The 14,558-nt window shown below is 64.4% G+C and carries 13 protein-coding genes; 8 read left to right on the forward strand and 5 right to left on the reverse strand.

The genetic code is table 11. From position 1 onward, the window contains the following. Positions 1–7: 7 nt before the first annotated feature. A complete protein-coding gene (locus J3481_RS12740; RefSeq protein ID WP_206832460.1) occupies positions 8–160 on the reverse strand; it encodes a hypothetical protein in 153 nt (50 codons plus the stop codon). A gap of 289 nt (positions 161–449) precedes the next feature. Here J3481_RS12740 and J3481_RS12745 point away from each other — a divergent pair, with 289 nt between their 5' ends. The 4 genes from J3481_RS12745 to J3481_RS12760 are packed head-to-tail and all read left to right on the forward strand — an operon-like array spanning position 450 to position 5,070. Next, positions 450–1,154: a phosphoadenylyl-sulfate reductase gene (locus tag J3481_RS12745; protein ID WP_206832461.1), complete on the forward strand. Its 705-nt coding sequence runs from the start codon at positions 450–452 to the stop codon at positions 1,152–1,154. 12 nt (positions 1,155–1,166) lie between these two features. Beyond that, positions 1,167–2,849, forward strand: coding sequence for an NADPH-dependent assimilatory sulfite reductase hemoprotein subunit (locus J3481_RS12750; protein ID WP_206832462.1), 1,683 nt, complete (start codon positions 1,167–1,169; stop codon positions 2,847–2,849). Positions 2,850–2,875: 26 nt separating this feature from the next. Beyond that, positions 2,876–4,300 (forward strand): uroporphyrinogen-III C-methyltransferase, encoded by a 1,425-nt coding sequence (cobA, locus tag J3481_RS12755; protein WP_206832463.1) that lies wholly within the window; start codon positions 2,876–2,878, stop codon positions 4,298–4,300. Next, the gene (locus tag J3481_RS12760) at positions 4,297–5,070 is read left to right on the forward strand and encodes a sirohydrochlorin chelatase (RefSeq protein ID WP_206832464.1); all 774 of its coding nucleotides are present in this window, start codon (positions 4,297–4,299) and stop codon (positions 5,068–5,070) included. Before cobA ends, J3481_RS12760 begins: the two co-directional genes overlap by 4 nt. Before the next feature lie 35 nt (positions 5,071–5,105). On the opposite strand, the gene J3481_RS12765 is transcribed toward J3481_RS12760, so the two are convergent. The 3 genes from J3481_RS12765 to J3481_RS12775 all read right to left on the reverse strand — a co-directional run bounded on the left by J3481_RS12765 (position 5,106) and on the right by J3481_RS12775 (position 6,846). Continuing rightward, positions 5,106–5,465: an LSm family protein gene (locus J3481_RS12765; protein WP_206832465.1), complete on the reverse strand. Its 360-nt coding sequence runs from the start codon at positions 5,463–5,465 to the stop codon at positions 5,106–5,108. A gap of 89 nt (positions 5,466–5,554) precedes the next feature. Continuing rightward, complete coding sequence (purU, locus tag J3481_RS12770; protein WP_206832466.1) at positions 5,555–6,418, reverse strand: formyltetrahydrofolate deformylase; 864 nt, start codon at positions 6,416–6,418, stop codon at positions 5,555–5,557. Further along, a complete protein-coding gene (locus J3481_RS12775) occupies positions 6,415–6,846 on the reverse strand; it encodes a PaaI family thioesterase (protein WP_206832467.1) in 432 nt (143 codons plus the stop codon). Before J3481_RS12775 ends, purU begins: the two co-directional genes overlap by 4 nt. 152 nt (positions 6,847–6,998) lie before the next feature. Here J3481_RS12775 and J3481_RS12780 point away from each other — a divergent pair, with 152 nt between their 5' ends. The 3 genes from J3481_RS12780 (at position 6,999) to J3481_RS12790 (ending at position 10,100) form a co-directional block, all read left to right on the forward strand. Beyond that, the gene (locus J3481_RS12780; RefSeq protein WP_206832468.1) at positions 6,999–8,330 is read left to right on the forward strand and encodes a methyl-accepting chemotaxis protein; all 1,332 of its coding nucleotides are present in this window, start codon (positions 6,999–7,001) and stop codon (positions 8,328–8,330) included. A gap of 61 nt (positions 8,331–8,391) precedes the next feature. Further along, positions 8,392–9,198 carry an HAD family hydrolase gene (locus J3481_RS12785; RefSeq protein WP_206832469.1) on the forward strand — a complete coding sequence of 269 codons (807 nt, stop codon included), beginning with the start codon at positions 8,392–8,394 and terminating at the stop codon, positions 9,196–9,198. Between the two features lie 11 nt (positions 9,199–9,209). Next, entirely contained in the window at positions 9,210–10,100 is an 891-nt protein-coding gene (locus tag J3481_RS12790; protein WP_206832470.1) for an aldo/keto reductase, read from the forward strand. Positions 10,101–10,500: 400 nt separating this feature from the next. On the opposite strand, the gene J3481_RS12795 is transcribed toward J3481_RS12790, so the two are convergent. After that, positions 10,501–11,307 carry a methyltransferase domain-containing protein gene (locus J3481_RS12795; protein ID WP_328702136.1) on the reverse strand — a complete coding sequence of 269 codons (807 nt, stop codon included), beginning with the start codon at positions 11,305–11,307 and terminating at the stop codon, positions 10,501–10,503. A gap of 980 nt (positions 11,308–12,287) precedes the next feature. On the opposite strand from J3481_RS12795, the gene J3481_RS12800 reads away from it, so the two are divergent. Continuing rightward, entirely contained in the window at positions 12,288–14,324 is a 2,037-nt protein-coding gene (locus J3481_RS12800; protein WP_328702137.1) for a hypothetical protein, read from the forward strand. Positions 14,325–14,558 lie beyond the last annotated feature (234 nt).

The following is a 14,558-nucleotide window of genomic DNA, read 5'->3' on the forward strand; positions in this document are numbered from 1 at the left end:
GCAGGTCTCAACCCTGCGCAGCGATGTCCGTTTCTCGGCTGCTGAGGCCCGTGGCTTCGCGGATGAGGTCGAGATCGACGCCTTGGACGCCGCAAACCTCAAGCGCGCCGCCCGACAAAGGCCGGGTCAGGGCCTTGATGAGCGCAAGCTGCACACTCACGGCACGTTCTCCTTCCATAATAGGTCACGCGCCACGGCCTGACAATGATCGGGATCGCGTGACACACGCCCCGCCGCAGCGGCTCTCCAGCAACCGATTCGGCGTTTGCGACAACTATCCCCCTGTTTTCTCCAGTTCATATTCGAGCGTTTGTAGGAAACCTTCGCCGCACGTCCACGCCGTCGAGTCGCCATCGCCTTCTTTTCCGATTGACTTTCCGGCCAAACACGATTAACGTGGAGATACGTACAATACCGCATAAACCAATGGGATTTTGGGGTGAACGTCCGTGGCTGTGACGCTGGAAGAAGCGGCGTGGATCGACGAATTGGCTGTGGCTTACGAAGAAGCGCATCCGGAGGACATTCTGCGCGAGGCGCTGCGCAGAGTGCCGAAGATCACCTTCGCGTGCTCGTTTGGCGCTGAGGACATGGTCATTCTCGACATGCTCATGTCCATCGACCGCGAGGCCGACGTGTTCTATCTCGACACCAACGTGCTGTTTCCCGAGACGTATGAATTGATCGATCGCGCCGTCGCAAAATACGGCATTCCCAACCTGCACCAGGTCCTTCCGAAGTTGACGTTGGAGGAGCAGGCGGCTCAGCACGGCGACGCGCTCTGGAGCCGAGATCCCAACCTGTGCTGCAAGATCCGCAAGGTCGAGCCGCTCGCGGACTTTCTCGCGGGCTACGACGGCTGGATCACCGGCATCCGGCGCGAGCAGGCCCCGACGCGGCGCAACGCCAAGGTCTTCGAGTGGGACGCCAAGTTCAACATCGTGAAGGTCAACCCGCTCGTCCGCTGGACCGAGAAGGACGTGTGGAACTACATCGTCGAGCGAGGCGTGCCCTACAATCCCTTGCACGATCGCAACTATCCGTCGATTGGCTGCCTGCACTGCACCCGGCCCGTGAAACCGGGCGAGGATCCGCGGAGCGGCCGCTGGGCCGGCTTCGACAAGACCGAATGCGGCCTTCACGCCGACCAGTGAGGGGGTGCGAGCGTGTCGGAGGAAAAGCTGTCGAAGGTCGAGATCATCAAGAAGAACAGCCGCTTTCTGCGCGGCCCGCTGGATGAGGAGATCCACAACGACGCGTCCCACTTCAGCGAAGAGGCCGTGCAGGTGCTCAAGTTCCACGGTTCGTACCAGCAGGACGATCGCGACCTGCGCCGGGAGCTCGTCAAGCAGGGCAAGGAACGTCATTACATCATGATGATCCGCGCCCGCATCCCCGGCGGCGTCCTGAACGCCGATCAGTACCTCGTGTTCGACGGATTGGCCGACGAATACGGCAACGGCACCATGCGCATCACCACCCGCCAGACGTTTCAGCTGCACGGCGTGCTGAAACGCAATTTGAAGTCGACCATCCGGCGGATCAACGAGGCGCTCATCACGACGCTCGGCGGCTGCGGCGATCAGGTCCGCAACACCGTCGGCTGCGCGCACCCGCATCACGGCCCGTTCGAGGAAGCCGTGCGCCGGGATCTGCTCCGGCTCGTGGATGAGACGAGCGCCAAGACCAACGCGTATTACGAGATCTGGCTGGACGGCGAGCGGGTGGATCCGGAGGTCGATCGCGCCCGCGAGACGCTGTACGGCGAGACGTATCTGCCGCGCAAGTTCAAGATCGGCTTCGCCTACGAAGGCGACAACTGCTCGGACGTGTACTCGAACGATATCGGCATCGTGGCACACCGGGAAGGCGATTCGGTGGCGGGCTACACGTTGCTCATCGGCGGCGGCATGGGCCGCACCGCGAGCGACAAGGAGACACATCCCGCCCTCGCCAAACCGTTCGCCTTCGTCGCGCCGGGCGATCTCGTCGACGTGTGCAAGGCCATCATCACCATTCAGCGCGATCACGGCAACCGCGAGAACCGCAAGTTCGCGCGGATGAAGTACCTCGTCGAGGCGCGCGGCGTGGATTGGTTCCGCGAGGAGGCCGAGCGGCGGCTGGGCCGCAAGCTGGCGCCGCCGCGCCAACTCGTCTGGCACTCGAGCGACGATCACCTCGGCCGCATCGAAGACGGCGACAAGGTGCACCTCGGGCTCTACGTCGAGAACGGGCGCATCGCCGATAAACCCGGCCTTCCGCTCAAGTCGGCGCTGCGGGACGTCATCGCCAAGTATCGCCCGACCGTGCGCCTGACGACGCAGCAGAACCTGATCCTGGCCGATCTCGCCCCGCAGGACGCCGACGCCATCGAGGCGGAACTCGCCGCCCGAGGCATTCGCCTCCCGGAGGCGTACACGCCGGTCAAGATCCGCTCCATGGCCTGCCCCGCCATGCCGACCTGCGGGCTCGCCATTGCGGAATCGGAGCGCGTGTTTCCGAAGGTCGTCGAACGGCTCGAGGCGCTTCTGGCGGATCTCGGCCTCGCGGATGAGCCCATCATCGTCCGCATGACCGGTTGCGCCAATGGCTGCGCGCGGCCGTACATCGCGGAGATCGGGTTTGTCGGGCGCGTCATCGGCAAGTACGACATCTTCCTCGGCGCCAACGTCGAGGGCACGCGGCTCAACGCGCGCTTCCGCGAAATGGTGCCGTTTGACGATCTCGTCCCGACCCTCCGCCCGGTGCTCGAGCTCTATCGCGACGAGCGCCAGCCGGGAGAGCGGTTCGGGGATTTCTGCCATCGCGTCGGGATCGAGCGGTTGCAACAAGCCGTTCCCGTCTCGTGAGGTTTCAACTGGAAGGGGGAAGCGATATGGCCCACGGCCGCGTGGCGCTCGTCGGCGCCGGCCCGGGACATCCCGGGCTTCTGACGGAGCGCGCTCGGGCGCTCATCGAGCAGGCGGACGTGATCGTCTACGATCGGCTGGTCTCTCCGCGCCTTCTGCTTCACGCGAAGCCCGAAGCCACGCTGGTCTACGCCGGCAAGGCGCCTGGCTGTCACGCGCTCGGGCAGCGGGAGATCGAGGCGATGCTCGTCGATTTGGCGCGCCAACACGACCTGGTGGTCCGCCTCAAAGGCGGCGATCCGCTCGTGTTTGGCCGCGGCGCCGAGGAAGCGGCGGCGCTGCGCCAGGCGGGGGTTCCGTTTGAATTGGTGCCCGGTGTCACGTCGGCCTTGGCCGTGCCCGCGTTCGCAGGCATTCCGGCGACCTTGCGCGGCGTGAGCCGTTCGTTCGCCGTGGCGACGGGGCATGCGGGCGATGGCCTGATGGCGCGGGTCGACGCACTCGCGGCCGCCGAGACCATTGTGCTGCTCATGGGCGTCAGCGAGCTGCCGCGCATCGCGGGTGAGCTTGCGGCCCACGGTGTCTCGTCCGACACGCCGGCCGCCATCGTCGAGTGGGGAACCCGCTGGAAGCAGCGGACCGTGCGCGCGACGCTCGGCGGTCTTGCCCATGAGGCGGAGCGCAAGGGCATCGGGTCGCCCGCCGTGATCGTCATCGGGCAAGTGGCGGCAGATGCCTCGCTCGGCTCGTGGTTCGAGTCGATGCCGCGCTTTGGTGAGCGCCATCTCCTGCTGGCCTCGTCCATGCGCGAGGCCCTCGCGCACGCGGCCCCGCTTGAAGCGGAGGGCGCCGAGGTGCTCGCGTACACCTGGGATCGGGCGCGGAGTTTGCGCCCGAGCGAGGCGGATGCAGGGCTCACGGCCGTCGCGCACGGCAGGCCCGTGGGCTTCGTCTTTCGCACCGCGCTCGGCGTCGACGCGTGGCTTTGCGCCGTGCAGCGCGCGGGGCTCGATCTGCGCAGGCTCGCGCACGTCCAGGTGGCCGCCATCGACGGCTATGTCGCGCACGCGCTGCGCGAGCGCGGGCTGTCTCCCGACGCCCGTTCGCTCGGCGAGATCGCGCGGGCGCCTGTGGACCTGTGGCTGGTTGAAGCCGCCGGATCGGGCGACGATGTGGACGCGGCGTGCAGGGCGAGCGGGGCAGAGGTGCGGCCGCTGAACCTCTTGGGCGCGAGGCTCGCACCGGCGGTGCCTGCGCGCTGGCAGCCGTTCGTGCGGACGTGGCGTGACGTGATCGCAGACTGGCTCTCGGAGGGCCCGGCCGACCTGTGGGCGCTTGGCGATCCGGCCCTGATGCGGCCGCTCGCGCTGGAACTGGGGATGGATTCGGAACCGCTGCGCCGGGCTGACGCCTTCGGATTGGCGGCGCGCGAGGCGGTGTGCGGCGCATGACCCACGGCGAAGCCAAGGTTCTCTTCATTGGCCACGGCACGCGGTATCAGCCGGGGCTTGCCATGTGGCATCAGTTTGTGGACGACGTGGTGGCGCAGGCTGGGCTCGACGCGCGGGACACGTCGCGCGCCTTTGTGGAGCTTGTCGAGCCGGGCGTGACGGAGGCGCTCGTCGACATGGCCCAAAGCGGCGTCCGGCGCGTGCACATGGTGCCGCTTCTGCTCTTTTCGGCGGGACACATGCGCGTCGATTTGCCGCAGGCCGTGGCGCGCGCGGAAAACATCGCCGGGCCGCTCCACCTCAGCTGGTGTAAGCCGCTCGGAGACCAATCGGCGTTCATCGACGTGGCGGTCCACCGCGCCCGCGCGCTGCTCGAGCGCATGCCGGAGGGCGCCGGCGTCGTCCTCGTGGGGCGGGGAAATCGCGACGAGGAAGCGCAGCGCGCGTTTGCCGGCGTCGCGTTCCGGGTGAAACGGCGCCTCGGCGTGCCGCTTGCGCACGGGTTTCTGGCCGGAACGGGCCGTTCTCTCGAAGCGGCGCTCGACGAGCTGTGGCAGGGCGGCTGTCGTCACCTCGCGGTGGTGCCGTATCTCTGGTTTCCGGGGCTTCTCACGGAGGGCCTGCCGGAGCGGGTCAGGCGGTGGCGGGGGGAGAGGCTTGTCTCCTTTCAAGTGGCGCCGCCGCTCGGGCGCGATCCGGCCCTTGTCGCGCTGGTCGCCGAGCGGGTCATGCAGGCCGCTCCTAGGCTGGGGAGCTTCCGTTTGACGTGAGCGGCTCGCCGGCCCATCCGGCGAGCCCCATCGGTTCACCACCAGTAGCCCGGATAGCCGTAGCCGTACCCATAGCCATAGCCGTAATACGGGTATGGGCGGGCTGCCGCCGCGCCGAGCGCCGTGCCGAGCGTGAGGCCGGTCAGGGCGCCGAACGCAAAATAGCCCACGGGGGCGTACACCGTCTCGATGTCTCCGCCTTGCGCCGCGTCCAGCGTCGAGAAGCGCTCTTCCTCCGTTCCGGCGGCGTGGGCAATAGGCCGGACGTTGAGAAGGTAGATGCCGTGATCGCGGACGCTGTGCAGGATGCCGTGATACCGGCGGCCGTTCACGTGGTGCACAATGACGGGTCGCCCGACGTATTGCTTCGCAATTGGATACAGCGGATGTGGCATGGCGAGACTGCCTCCTTTCGCTTCAGCGTATGCCGGGCTGGCGAACGCTGAAGCGACAGTCGCCCATGCCGCCGCCAAATGCGAACTCTTCACGCGAACACGATGGTCTTGTTCCCGTGCACAATGACCTTGTCCTCGAGATGCCACTTCACGGCGCGGCTCAGCACCGCGCGCTCCACCTGGCGCCCCGCGATCCTCAGGTCGAGCGCCGTAAAGCGGTGATCCACGCGCATCACGTCCTGCTCGATGATGGGCCCCTCGTCCAGTTCTTCGGTCACGTAGTGGGCCGTCGCCCCGATGAGCTTCACCCCGCGCTGATACGCCCGCTGGTAGGGGTTGCGACCGATGAAGGCAGGCAAAAACGAGTGATGGATGTTGATAATTCGCTGCGGATAGTGTTGCAGAAACGACGGGCTCAGGATCTGCATGTAGCGCGCCAGGACGATCACGTCGATCTGCCCGTCCATGAGCGCGAGCTGTTTGGCCTCCGCCTCCGCCTTTGTCTCCGGCGTGACAGGGACGTAATGATACGGAATGCCCAGGCTTTCCACGAGCGGCCTGGCGTCTTCGTGGTTGGAAATCACCATCTTCAGATCCGCGTCGAGCAGCCCGTCCTGCCATTCCCACAGGAGCTCCTGCAGGCAGTGGAGTTCGCGCGACACGAAGATGGCCATGCGCTTCTTCTTGCGCGCCGGATGATACCGCCAGCGCATCTGGTATTCCTCCGCCAGTTTCGCGAAGTCCTGGCACAGCGCCTCCTCGCGCTCCGGGAGGCGTTCGAGCTCAAACTCCACGCGCATGAAGAAGTCTCCGCCCCAGGGGGCCGTGGAGTGCTGCGCCGACTCGGCGATGTTCGCCCCGCACGACGCGAGGAACTGGCCGACGGCGCCGACAATTCCAATTCGGTCCGGACACGAGATCAGCAGGCGACCGCGATTCTCCCGAGATGTCATCCTCTTGTCTCCAACCCCTCCATGCCAAGTTCCCTCTGTTTCTCCGCGTTGAGCACCATCATTTTGGCCGTCGAGGAGGCCTTCAGTTCGCCGTCCTCGCCTTCCACCGCGGCCTCTACCACCAACAGGCGCGACGAGACCTTGGTCGGCCGGGCCCATACGCGAAGCCGTTCGCCGACGTGAATCGGCTTCTTGAACGAGATGTTCAGCTCGGCTGTGACGGTCACGAGTCCCATGAAAAATGGCACATAGGCCGAGGCTTCGTCGAGGAGCGTGCACGTGATGCCGCCGTGCTGCACATTGGGCCAGCCGATGTGGTGTTCCCGCGTCTCGAAGTGGCACACCACCCCGTCGCCGTCGCGTTCGAAGTGCATGTGAAGGCCGTGCGGATTGTCCTTTCCGCACGCGAAACAATACTCAAACCCCATGGCGCACCTCCGGCGAATCGTCTGTCTCTGTCAGACCACTTGTTCTATTATGACAGCCGCTCTCGCCAATGGGCAACCGCAGGCAGGAGATGGCGCGATGCGCGTCGTAGATTGACAAGGGATGCCGAGAGGTTCCAAGGAGTGATTGCGCGTTGGAAAAGACATCGGATGTGTCGCGTTCAGATCGTCAAGGCGGGTCTGCGCGTGAGAGGGCCGTGCGCGTCAGCCTGCGGGTGAAGATGATCGTGGTCGTGATCGTCAGCCTCGCACTGAGCGTGCCCATCTCGGACGCCATCGACGCCGCGATTCGTCGGGCGGTGCCCAATAGCCATTACGGGATCTACGTGAACAGCGCGGTCGGCATCATCGTGTCGGCCATCCTGCTGCTTGCGGCGATTCAGATCCTCGTCATCCGGCCGCTCGGCCAATTGGTGCGGGCGGTGCAGGAGGTGGCGGCGGGCAACCTCGCGGGGCGCGTGGCGGTCGACACGCAGGACGAGATGGGGCTTCTGGCGCGCGAACTGAACGCCGCGACCGCCGCCATGCGGCAGGTCATCCACGAACTCGCGCGCACGTCGGGCGATCTCGCCGCGGCAAGTCAGGAACTCGCGGCGAGCGCGGAGGAGACGGGCAAAGCGGCGGAACAGATTGCGCTCACGATTCAGGACGTCTCTTCCGGCGTGCAGCGGCAGGACGTGCGCATCGCGCGTTCCACCGAGGTGTTTGAACTCCTCGCCCGCGGGATGGAGGACATGTCCGCGCGATTCCAGGGCGCAAGCGAGGCCACCGCACAGGCGCGGGAAGCGGCTCGCGGCGGGGGGCAACACGTGGCGCAGGCCGTCGCGCAGATGGCCTCCGTGGACGGCGCGTTCGAACATCTCGCGCAGGCCGTGCGGAGCTTCGCGTCGAGATCGCAGGAAGTCGGGGCGATTGTGGAGGTCATGACCCGCATCGCCAAGCAGACGCACCTTTTGGCGCTGAACGCCGCCATCGAGGCGGCGCGAGCGGGCGAGGCGGGGCGCGGGTTTTCGGTGGTGGCGTCGGAAATCCGGAAGCTGGCGGAGCAGTCGGCCGACTCGTCGAAGCAGATTGCGGATCTGGTGACGTCCATCCAGGCGGATATGGAGAACGCCGCGGCGCGCATGGTCTCCTCGCGCGAGCAGGTGGAGGCGGGCAAGGCGTCGTTCGAAGCGGTGGACGCCTCGTTTGCTCGCATCCGCCAGGCCATTGAGCGCGTGGACGAGGAGCTTCAGGGCGTGGTGACGTTCGTGAACCGTCTGGGCCGAGCATCCGCGCAACTGCGCGAAGGTGTGGACGAGATCGCGCAGGTGTCCGCGCAGACGAGCGCCGGCATGGAGACCGTGGCGGCGACGACGGAGGAGCAGCTGGCGTCGATGCAGGAGATGACGGCCTCGGCCGCCACGCTCGCGCAGATGGCCGAGTCGCTGCGGCGGATGGTGGCGAGCTTTCGGCTTGAGGCGTGACATCAAGATGAACGTGGAAAGATGAAACAGAAGCGTATTCGATTCTGCGGGAGTGAGACGCGTGTATCAGGACCCTTACGTCCGCATCGGGCGTGCCAAACTTTTCATCTTCGATCTCGACGGCACCGTGTACGCCGAGACGGAGCACTTTGAGGCGTACGCGCGCGAGCTGGCGGCCTTTGTGCCGGAAGACAAGCGCCAGGCGTTCCTCGAGGACGCCCACCGCGCACTGCTTCACGAGGGCCCCGCGTTTTACGGCCACGCGTTCTCGCGCGAAACCGGCGAGCGCGTGGACGGCGTGGACGAGGGAGAACGGCCGGATCGCGCCTATCTGCACGTCGACGATCCCTGGGGCCTGCTGCAGGTGATCGCGATTCGCCACGGCATCGGGCCTCGCGAGCGGGACGAGGCGTTCTTGCGAACGCGCGACTACATGGCGGGGCCGTTTCCCATGCAGCCGCTCAGCGGGTTGCGCGAGGCGATGGAGGCCATTCGGGCGCGCGGGGGGCACGTGGTGCTCGCCACCAACAGCCCCGAGCCGGACAGCCGGGCGATTCTGCGCAAGCTGAACCTGGAGGACGTGATCGAAGACTTCGTGTTTCGGGCGGTCAAGCCGTACCGGACGGAGGAGCACTTCCGCAGATGGCTGGAGAAGTTTGGGGTGGCGCCTGAGCGGGCGGTTTCGATTGGCGATCACTACCGAAACGAGATGCGGCCGGCGATTCGCCTGGGGATGCTGACCATCTACATCGATCGGTATCTCGGCCGCGAGCGGCCGGACGTCACGCTGCGCCTGACGCACCCGGGCGAACTGGGGGACGTTTTGATGACCTGCCTCCGGCGAGCCGAAGAAGAAGCCGACATGTGAGGGGAGAGACCATGGAATACCGTGAATTGGGCCGGACGGGCATGCGCGTGAGCGCGCTGGGGTTTGGCGGATCGGAGATTCGCGGAGCGGATGTCGCGACGGTGGAGCGGCTGCTCGCGAGTGCGCTCGACGCGGGATTGAACGTGATCGACACGGGCGAGTGCTACGGGGACAGCGAGGAGCTGATTGGCAGGGCGGTGGGTCATCGGCGGGGCGACTTCTTCCTGTTCACGAAGTGTGGTCATCGGTCTGGACTCGAGACCCCGGACTGGGCGCCGGAGACCATCCGCGCGAGCATCGACCGCAGCCTGAAGCGGCTTCGCACAGATTACGTCGACTTGATGCAGTTGCACAGTTGCTCCGTTGAAGTGTTGAAGGAAGGGAGCGTCATCGCGGAGCTGCAGAAGGCGAAGGAGGCGGGGAAGATCCGTTTCCTGGGCTATAGCGGCGACAACGAGGCGGCGAAATACGCCGTGGAGCTGGGCGTGTTCGACAGCCTGCAGACGTCCGTCAACGTCGCGGATCAGAGCGCCATCGACGGCGTGATCCCGCTCGCCGCCTCGCGGGGGATGGGTGTGATTGCCAAACGGCCCGTGGCGAACGTGGCCTGGCGGTACACCGAAAAGCCAGACATCGACTACTACGTGGAGTACTGGCGGCGGCTGCGGGAACTGAAGCTTCCCTTCACGGAGAAGCCGCTCGGCGAGGCGGTGGGCGTGGCGCTTCGATTCACGCTCAGTGTGCCAGGGGTGACGACGGCCATCGTGGGCACGCAGAACCCGGGGCGGTGGCAGAAAAACGCGCGCTACGTCGACGAGGGCCCGTTGCCGAAAGAGGAGTTTGAGGCCATCCGCGAGGCGTGGCGGCGCGTCGCGCAGCCTGACTGGGTGGGACAGACCTGAACCGCCCAGGAAACACGGGTTGGGCTTGACGCGCGGTCTCGTCAGGCCAGTCTATCCCTGGAATGAGCGGCGGGTGAACGACAGCGTGAAGGCCATCCTCACAAGCCTGGGGATTTCCGACGCCAAAAAGGACCTTGTCGGTGACGAAATCACAACGCAAGACGTCGGCCGAGTAAACCGCACACAAAGACAAACGGATCTCCAACGAGCCCCGCAGCCACGCGGGGCTCAAGCGCGTTTGGTGCAAACCTGCCCCTGCAATCCGCGTGCTATCAAGGGCTTAAGTTGGTGTGCAGTGCTTCTTGATGCTCGACAAATGATTGCTACACAGGGACTCGTGATTCTGCAAAAGGCTCCATGTTAGATCACAACTGCATATCGCGTTGGAACTCGCTGAGACTCAGAAACATTTGGATAAAGGCTTTCGAAAACTCAAGCAGTACATCAGGCCATTGTCGAATTCCTTTATTTGAATTTCTTCCATGTTGGATGGCACGAAATCAATGGGAATAGAGACCGGAGATGAGCGATGTTGATATGCCCGTCTTACAAAGGGGGTCTTCTCGTATGTCCCCTTAACTTTCTTCTCTGTTTCGTCCACGATGACAATCTTTTTCCCGGGCTTCGAAACGCGAATCATTTCTTGGATAGCTTTCCGCTGATCACTAAAAAAATTAATTCCGCCAACGTGGAACACGACGTCGAAAGAATCGTCTCGAAACGGCAACGCCTCGGCTTGACCGTGGATCAACTTGGCTTGTATCCGGTTCCGGTGCAAAACGCGTTGGCAGATCTTCAACATACCCCAGGAGATGTCCAATCCATAGAGTACGAGATCTCTGTATTGTTGACTTAGGTAGAGAAGATTACTGCCAGTTCCACAAGAAATTTCGACCACGGAGTCTCCATCGGCGATTTCCAATTCGCTGAGCAGTTGTTTTCTGTAGGATGCCTCACCACCATGGCGAAGAAAGAAACTCACTTTGTTGGAAAGGTTATAGAAAGGAGCAATCCGGTCATACAACTTCCGATATTTTTCGTTTAATCCCGAAACCTCGGACTCCAAAAACGAAGGAATCCCGTCCCGAATGGGATACGCGGTATGCGTATGGCTATTGTATAAGTGCTGATGTTGTGGAGAGATGATCCATTCCAAGGCATCATGGGTCGTCGGATCACAAAGGATTTTCAATATTTCGTCATGCACCGAGATCCACCTCTATCCATTCGTAGACCTAGCGGCATGAGACATTCGTGAGCTGTATTGCCTATCGCAAATGTGGAAAACAAAGTCCTTCTACCATCCACCACGAGAACCCGAGAAGGACAACCGTGAATGGACCGAGGACGAGTTCAAGGCGTTCGTTCGGTCGAGCGAGCAGTGGGTTGTGGCGGTCAGCAAGATGGATGGTCGCCGAATCGAACGCCACGTAACACGTTTCGAGGCAAAGAACGGTAGACGAATACGTCCTGACGTGGTAACATAACCTTGAACACGGCAGGAGGGCTAACCCCTCCTGCGAGGTCGATGTGACGGCCCCGCCTTTGGATTGCGGCCCAGGCGGGGTTCGCCGTGTAAGGCCCGAATGATGTCCGCGCTGGCATAACCCAGACGGGCCAGGCCCCACAGAATCACTCCGAGCACACAGGCGATTCCGTGCGACATCCCTCTCACCCCCTTTCCACAAAGGGGGTGCAAGGAGAGGTTTCCCTCCCAAGACAAGCCTATCACGAACATCCCGGACCATTCAAATAAGAATTTGGATGATATGATTTTTGATAACATATTTGATAACATATGAAAATTACGATGAGAATGGAAGCTAGAATTGCATGGGGGAGAAGGCTGTGCATGGGCGTGCATGCGATGTGTGCTGGCTCGCGTTGCGCAATCGCCAACCGAACCGCCCTCTCCCGGCGCGCTATTGGATTCGCGAGCCCGGCGAAGGACAGATCCGTGGCACGATGTGTGATCTCGGGCCGTCTCCGGCGCGAATCATGAACGACGGCGAAGGCTGAGATTGGCAAGCGGGGCGATGTCCACACGTGCGGCGGTCCCATAGACGAAGCGAACGGCGTCATCAAACCGTGGGGGGATGAAATGTGCGTCTTCCGTTTTGGAGCGCCATGGCGTGTTGCGGAGTGCTGCTTGCGGGATGCGGGATTGCGAGCGATGGGGGCAGGGTCGTGAGCAACGATGCGCCTCCGGCGAACCGTATCGCGGTGAACGGTTCGGGCACGGGCCAGTGGACGGCGGCCAGGCTGTCGGCGAAGCGGGCGTTTGCGTTCCTCGGTACGCCTCAATGGACGCCCAGTCGCGTCACGCAAGCTATCTCGCCTGTCTTTGTGGGAGACATTGGGTTTGCGGCGCTGAACGGCCAAACGACGAGCGCCATCCTCAAAACCGCGGACGGCCGGTGGAAGGTCGTGGCGAATCTGACCGGCCAGGTCCTCGCGCTCGGGTTCTCTTCAGATCGCGTGGGCGCCGTCATCACCGAGCAACAAGGCGAGATGAATGCCGGATCGACGTCCGTTCCTATCACCTACCGGATTTTGCAGACGAAGGATGGCGGCGCGTCGTGGCGCGTGGTCTGGCAGCTCCGGACCCGCGCGGTGGACGGCGTGGATCCCGAGACGCCCTCCATCGCGATGTTCGGAACGGTGGGTTACGCCACCGTGCACGGCGAATTGCTCCGCACGTCCGACGCGGGAAGTACGTGGAGCAAGGTGCCTCTGGCACAGACGGTCTTCGACGCCGCCGCGACCTCGCCCACCGATCTGTGGCTCAGCGAGGCGGCGCCCCGGTCGGGTGCATCCGCCGGATCGCCTAGTCCTGTCGATCTCGTCCACAGCACCGACGGAGGCAAGACGTTTCGCACGCTCGTGCGGACACCGGCGATGCTGCCCTGGGAGGCGAACGTGGCCGTAAGCGCCAGCGGCACCGGGGTCTGGCTCGTGAAAGACGCGGGCAGTTGGGAGACGCGCGTGTGGTGGACGACCGACGCGGGCCGCTCATGGCAGACCGTCGTGCCGCCGGCCTATCAGGGCCGCGTCGCGCAGTCCGTGCCCGTCATCTCGGGCGACACCGCCTACATTGGCCTCTGTCCATACGCGGCTCCGTTTCCAGGCGGCGTCACCTCATTCGATCTGCGGACCGGCAAGGTCTCCACCCTCGCCGTGATACCATCGTGGTACGCGGTTGCCCTCGCTCACGCGCCCAACGGCACTTGGTACGCCGCCCCGTCCTCCTCGCAACCAACAGGGCTGTACCAGAGCGCCGCCGGGTTCACCGATTGGCGGCGCGTGGCCCCCGTTTCGCCGCCGGACGTGCAGGTTGTGGCCGATCCCGCCCTTGGCTCCTCGGCGACGCCGGCGCTTGTTGGCGTGGATCAGGATGGGTTTCAGGGCGCCGTGGAGGTGAGCGCGGACGGTGGTGCCTCATGGCGCGTGATGGCCCGGCTGCCGGGCCAGCTGCCCATCGCCGTCGCGGCGGGGCCGGGGAAGAGCCTCGTGGTCGCGAGCGTCCATGCGTTACCAAACGGGGACGTCAAGCTTCACCTGTGGGTCAGTCGCGATGGCGGATCCCATTGGCGCGATCTCGGCGCAGGCTCGTTGCCGGACGGCCTGACCCAGGACCTGACCCCAGGGGCGTGCGCCGTCGCCCTCTCGATGCGTCAGGGCACCTACACCCTTGCGATCGGCGCGTATCCGCAGAACGTGGTGCTGACTTCGAGCGACGGCCTGCACTGGCAGGTGCGTTCCTCGACGCCCAACGCGGCCGTGCTCTCTCAGCCTGTTTTTGATCAAGGAGCGCTGTGGTGGCTCGAAGAGCAGGTGTCGCGACCGGGAAGCAAAAAGGGGAACCAGTCCGTTCCTCCGCTCGAGCGCCCCATCCTGGTGGACGAGGCCGGCGCGAAGCCCAAGCAGCTCCTCCTTCCCGAAGGATACGACGCGCTCGCGATGGCTTGGTCGGGGAAGAATGGGTGGGTATTTTGCACATCCGCGGCCCAGATGGATCCGGCCAAGCGCCTGACGCTTTGGGTCACGCACGACGGCGGATCGACGTGGACATCGCGGGACCTCGTCACACCGCCTGGCGCCGTTCGCCCGGAACAGATCCAGAGCCTCAGCATGGTGGGAGGAGCGTTCGGCGCGTTGCTCACCGACTGCGGCCTCCTCGTCACGCGAGACGGCGGATGGGTGTGGCGCTACGCGGGAACGTGACAGACGGCTTCCGTGGGTTGAGGGGATTTCCATGGCGCTCATCTGCCTCGGGATGCGCGCCGCGCTCCCCTTGGATGCCCATCGAATGGCCCGGCACCAAGGGCCCCCGGCGCCGGGCCGTGGGGCGGTTCCTTGCATCCTTTGACCTACTGACCTACTCCACAACTCCCGCCGCGATGTAAGGTAGGTGGAAACGCCGCCGCCGTGCGCGGGGCCGCACGCGGGCGGTGTGAG

Origin of the sequence: Alicyclobacillus fructus, from assembly GCF_017329605.1 — a bacterium.
GTDB classification, from domain to species: Bacteria; Bacillota; Bacilli; order Alicyclobacillales; family Alicyclobacillaceae; genus Alicyclobacillus; species Alicyclobacillus fructus.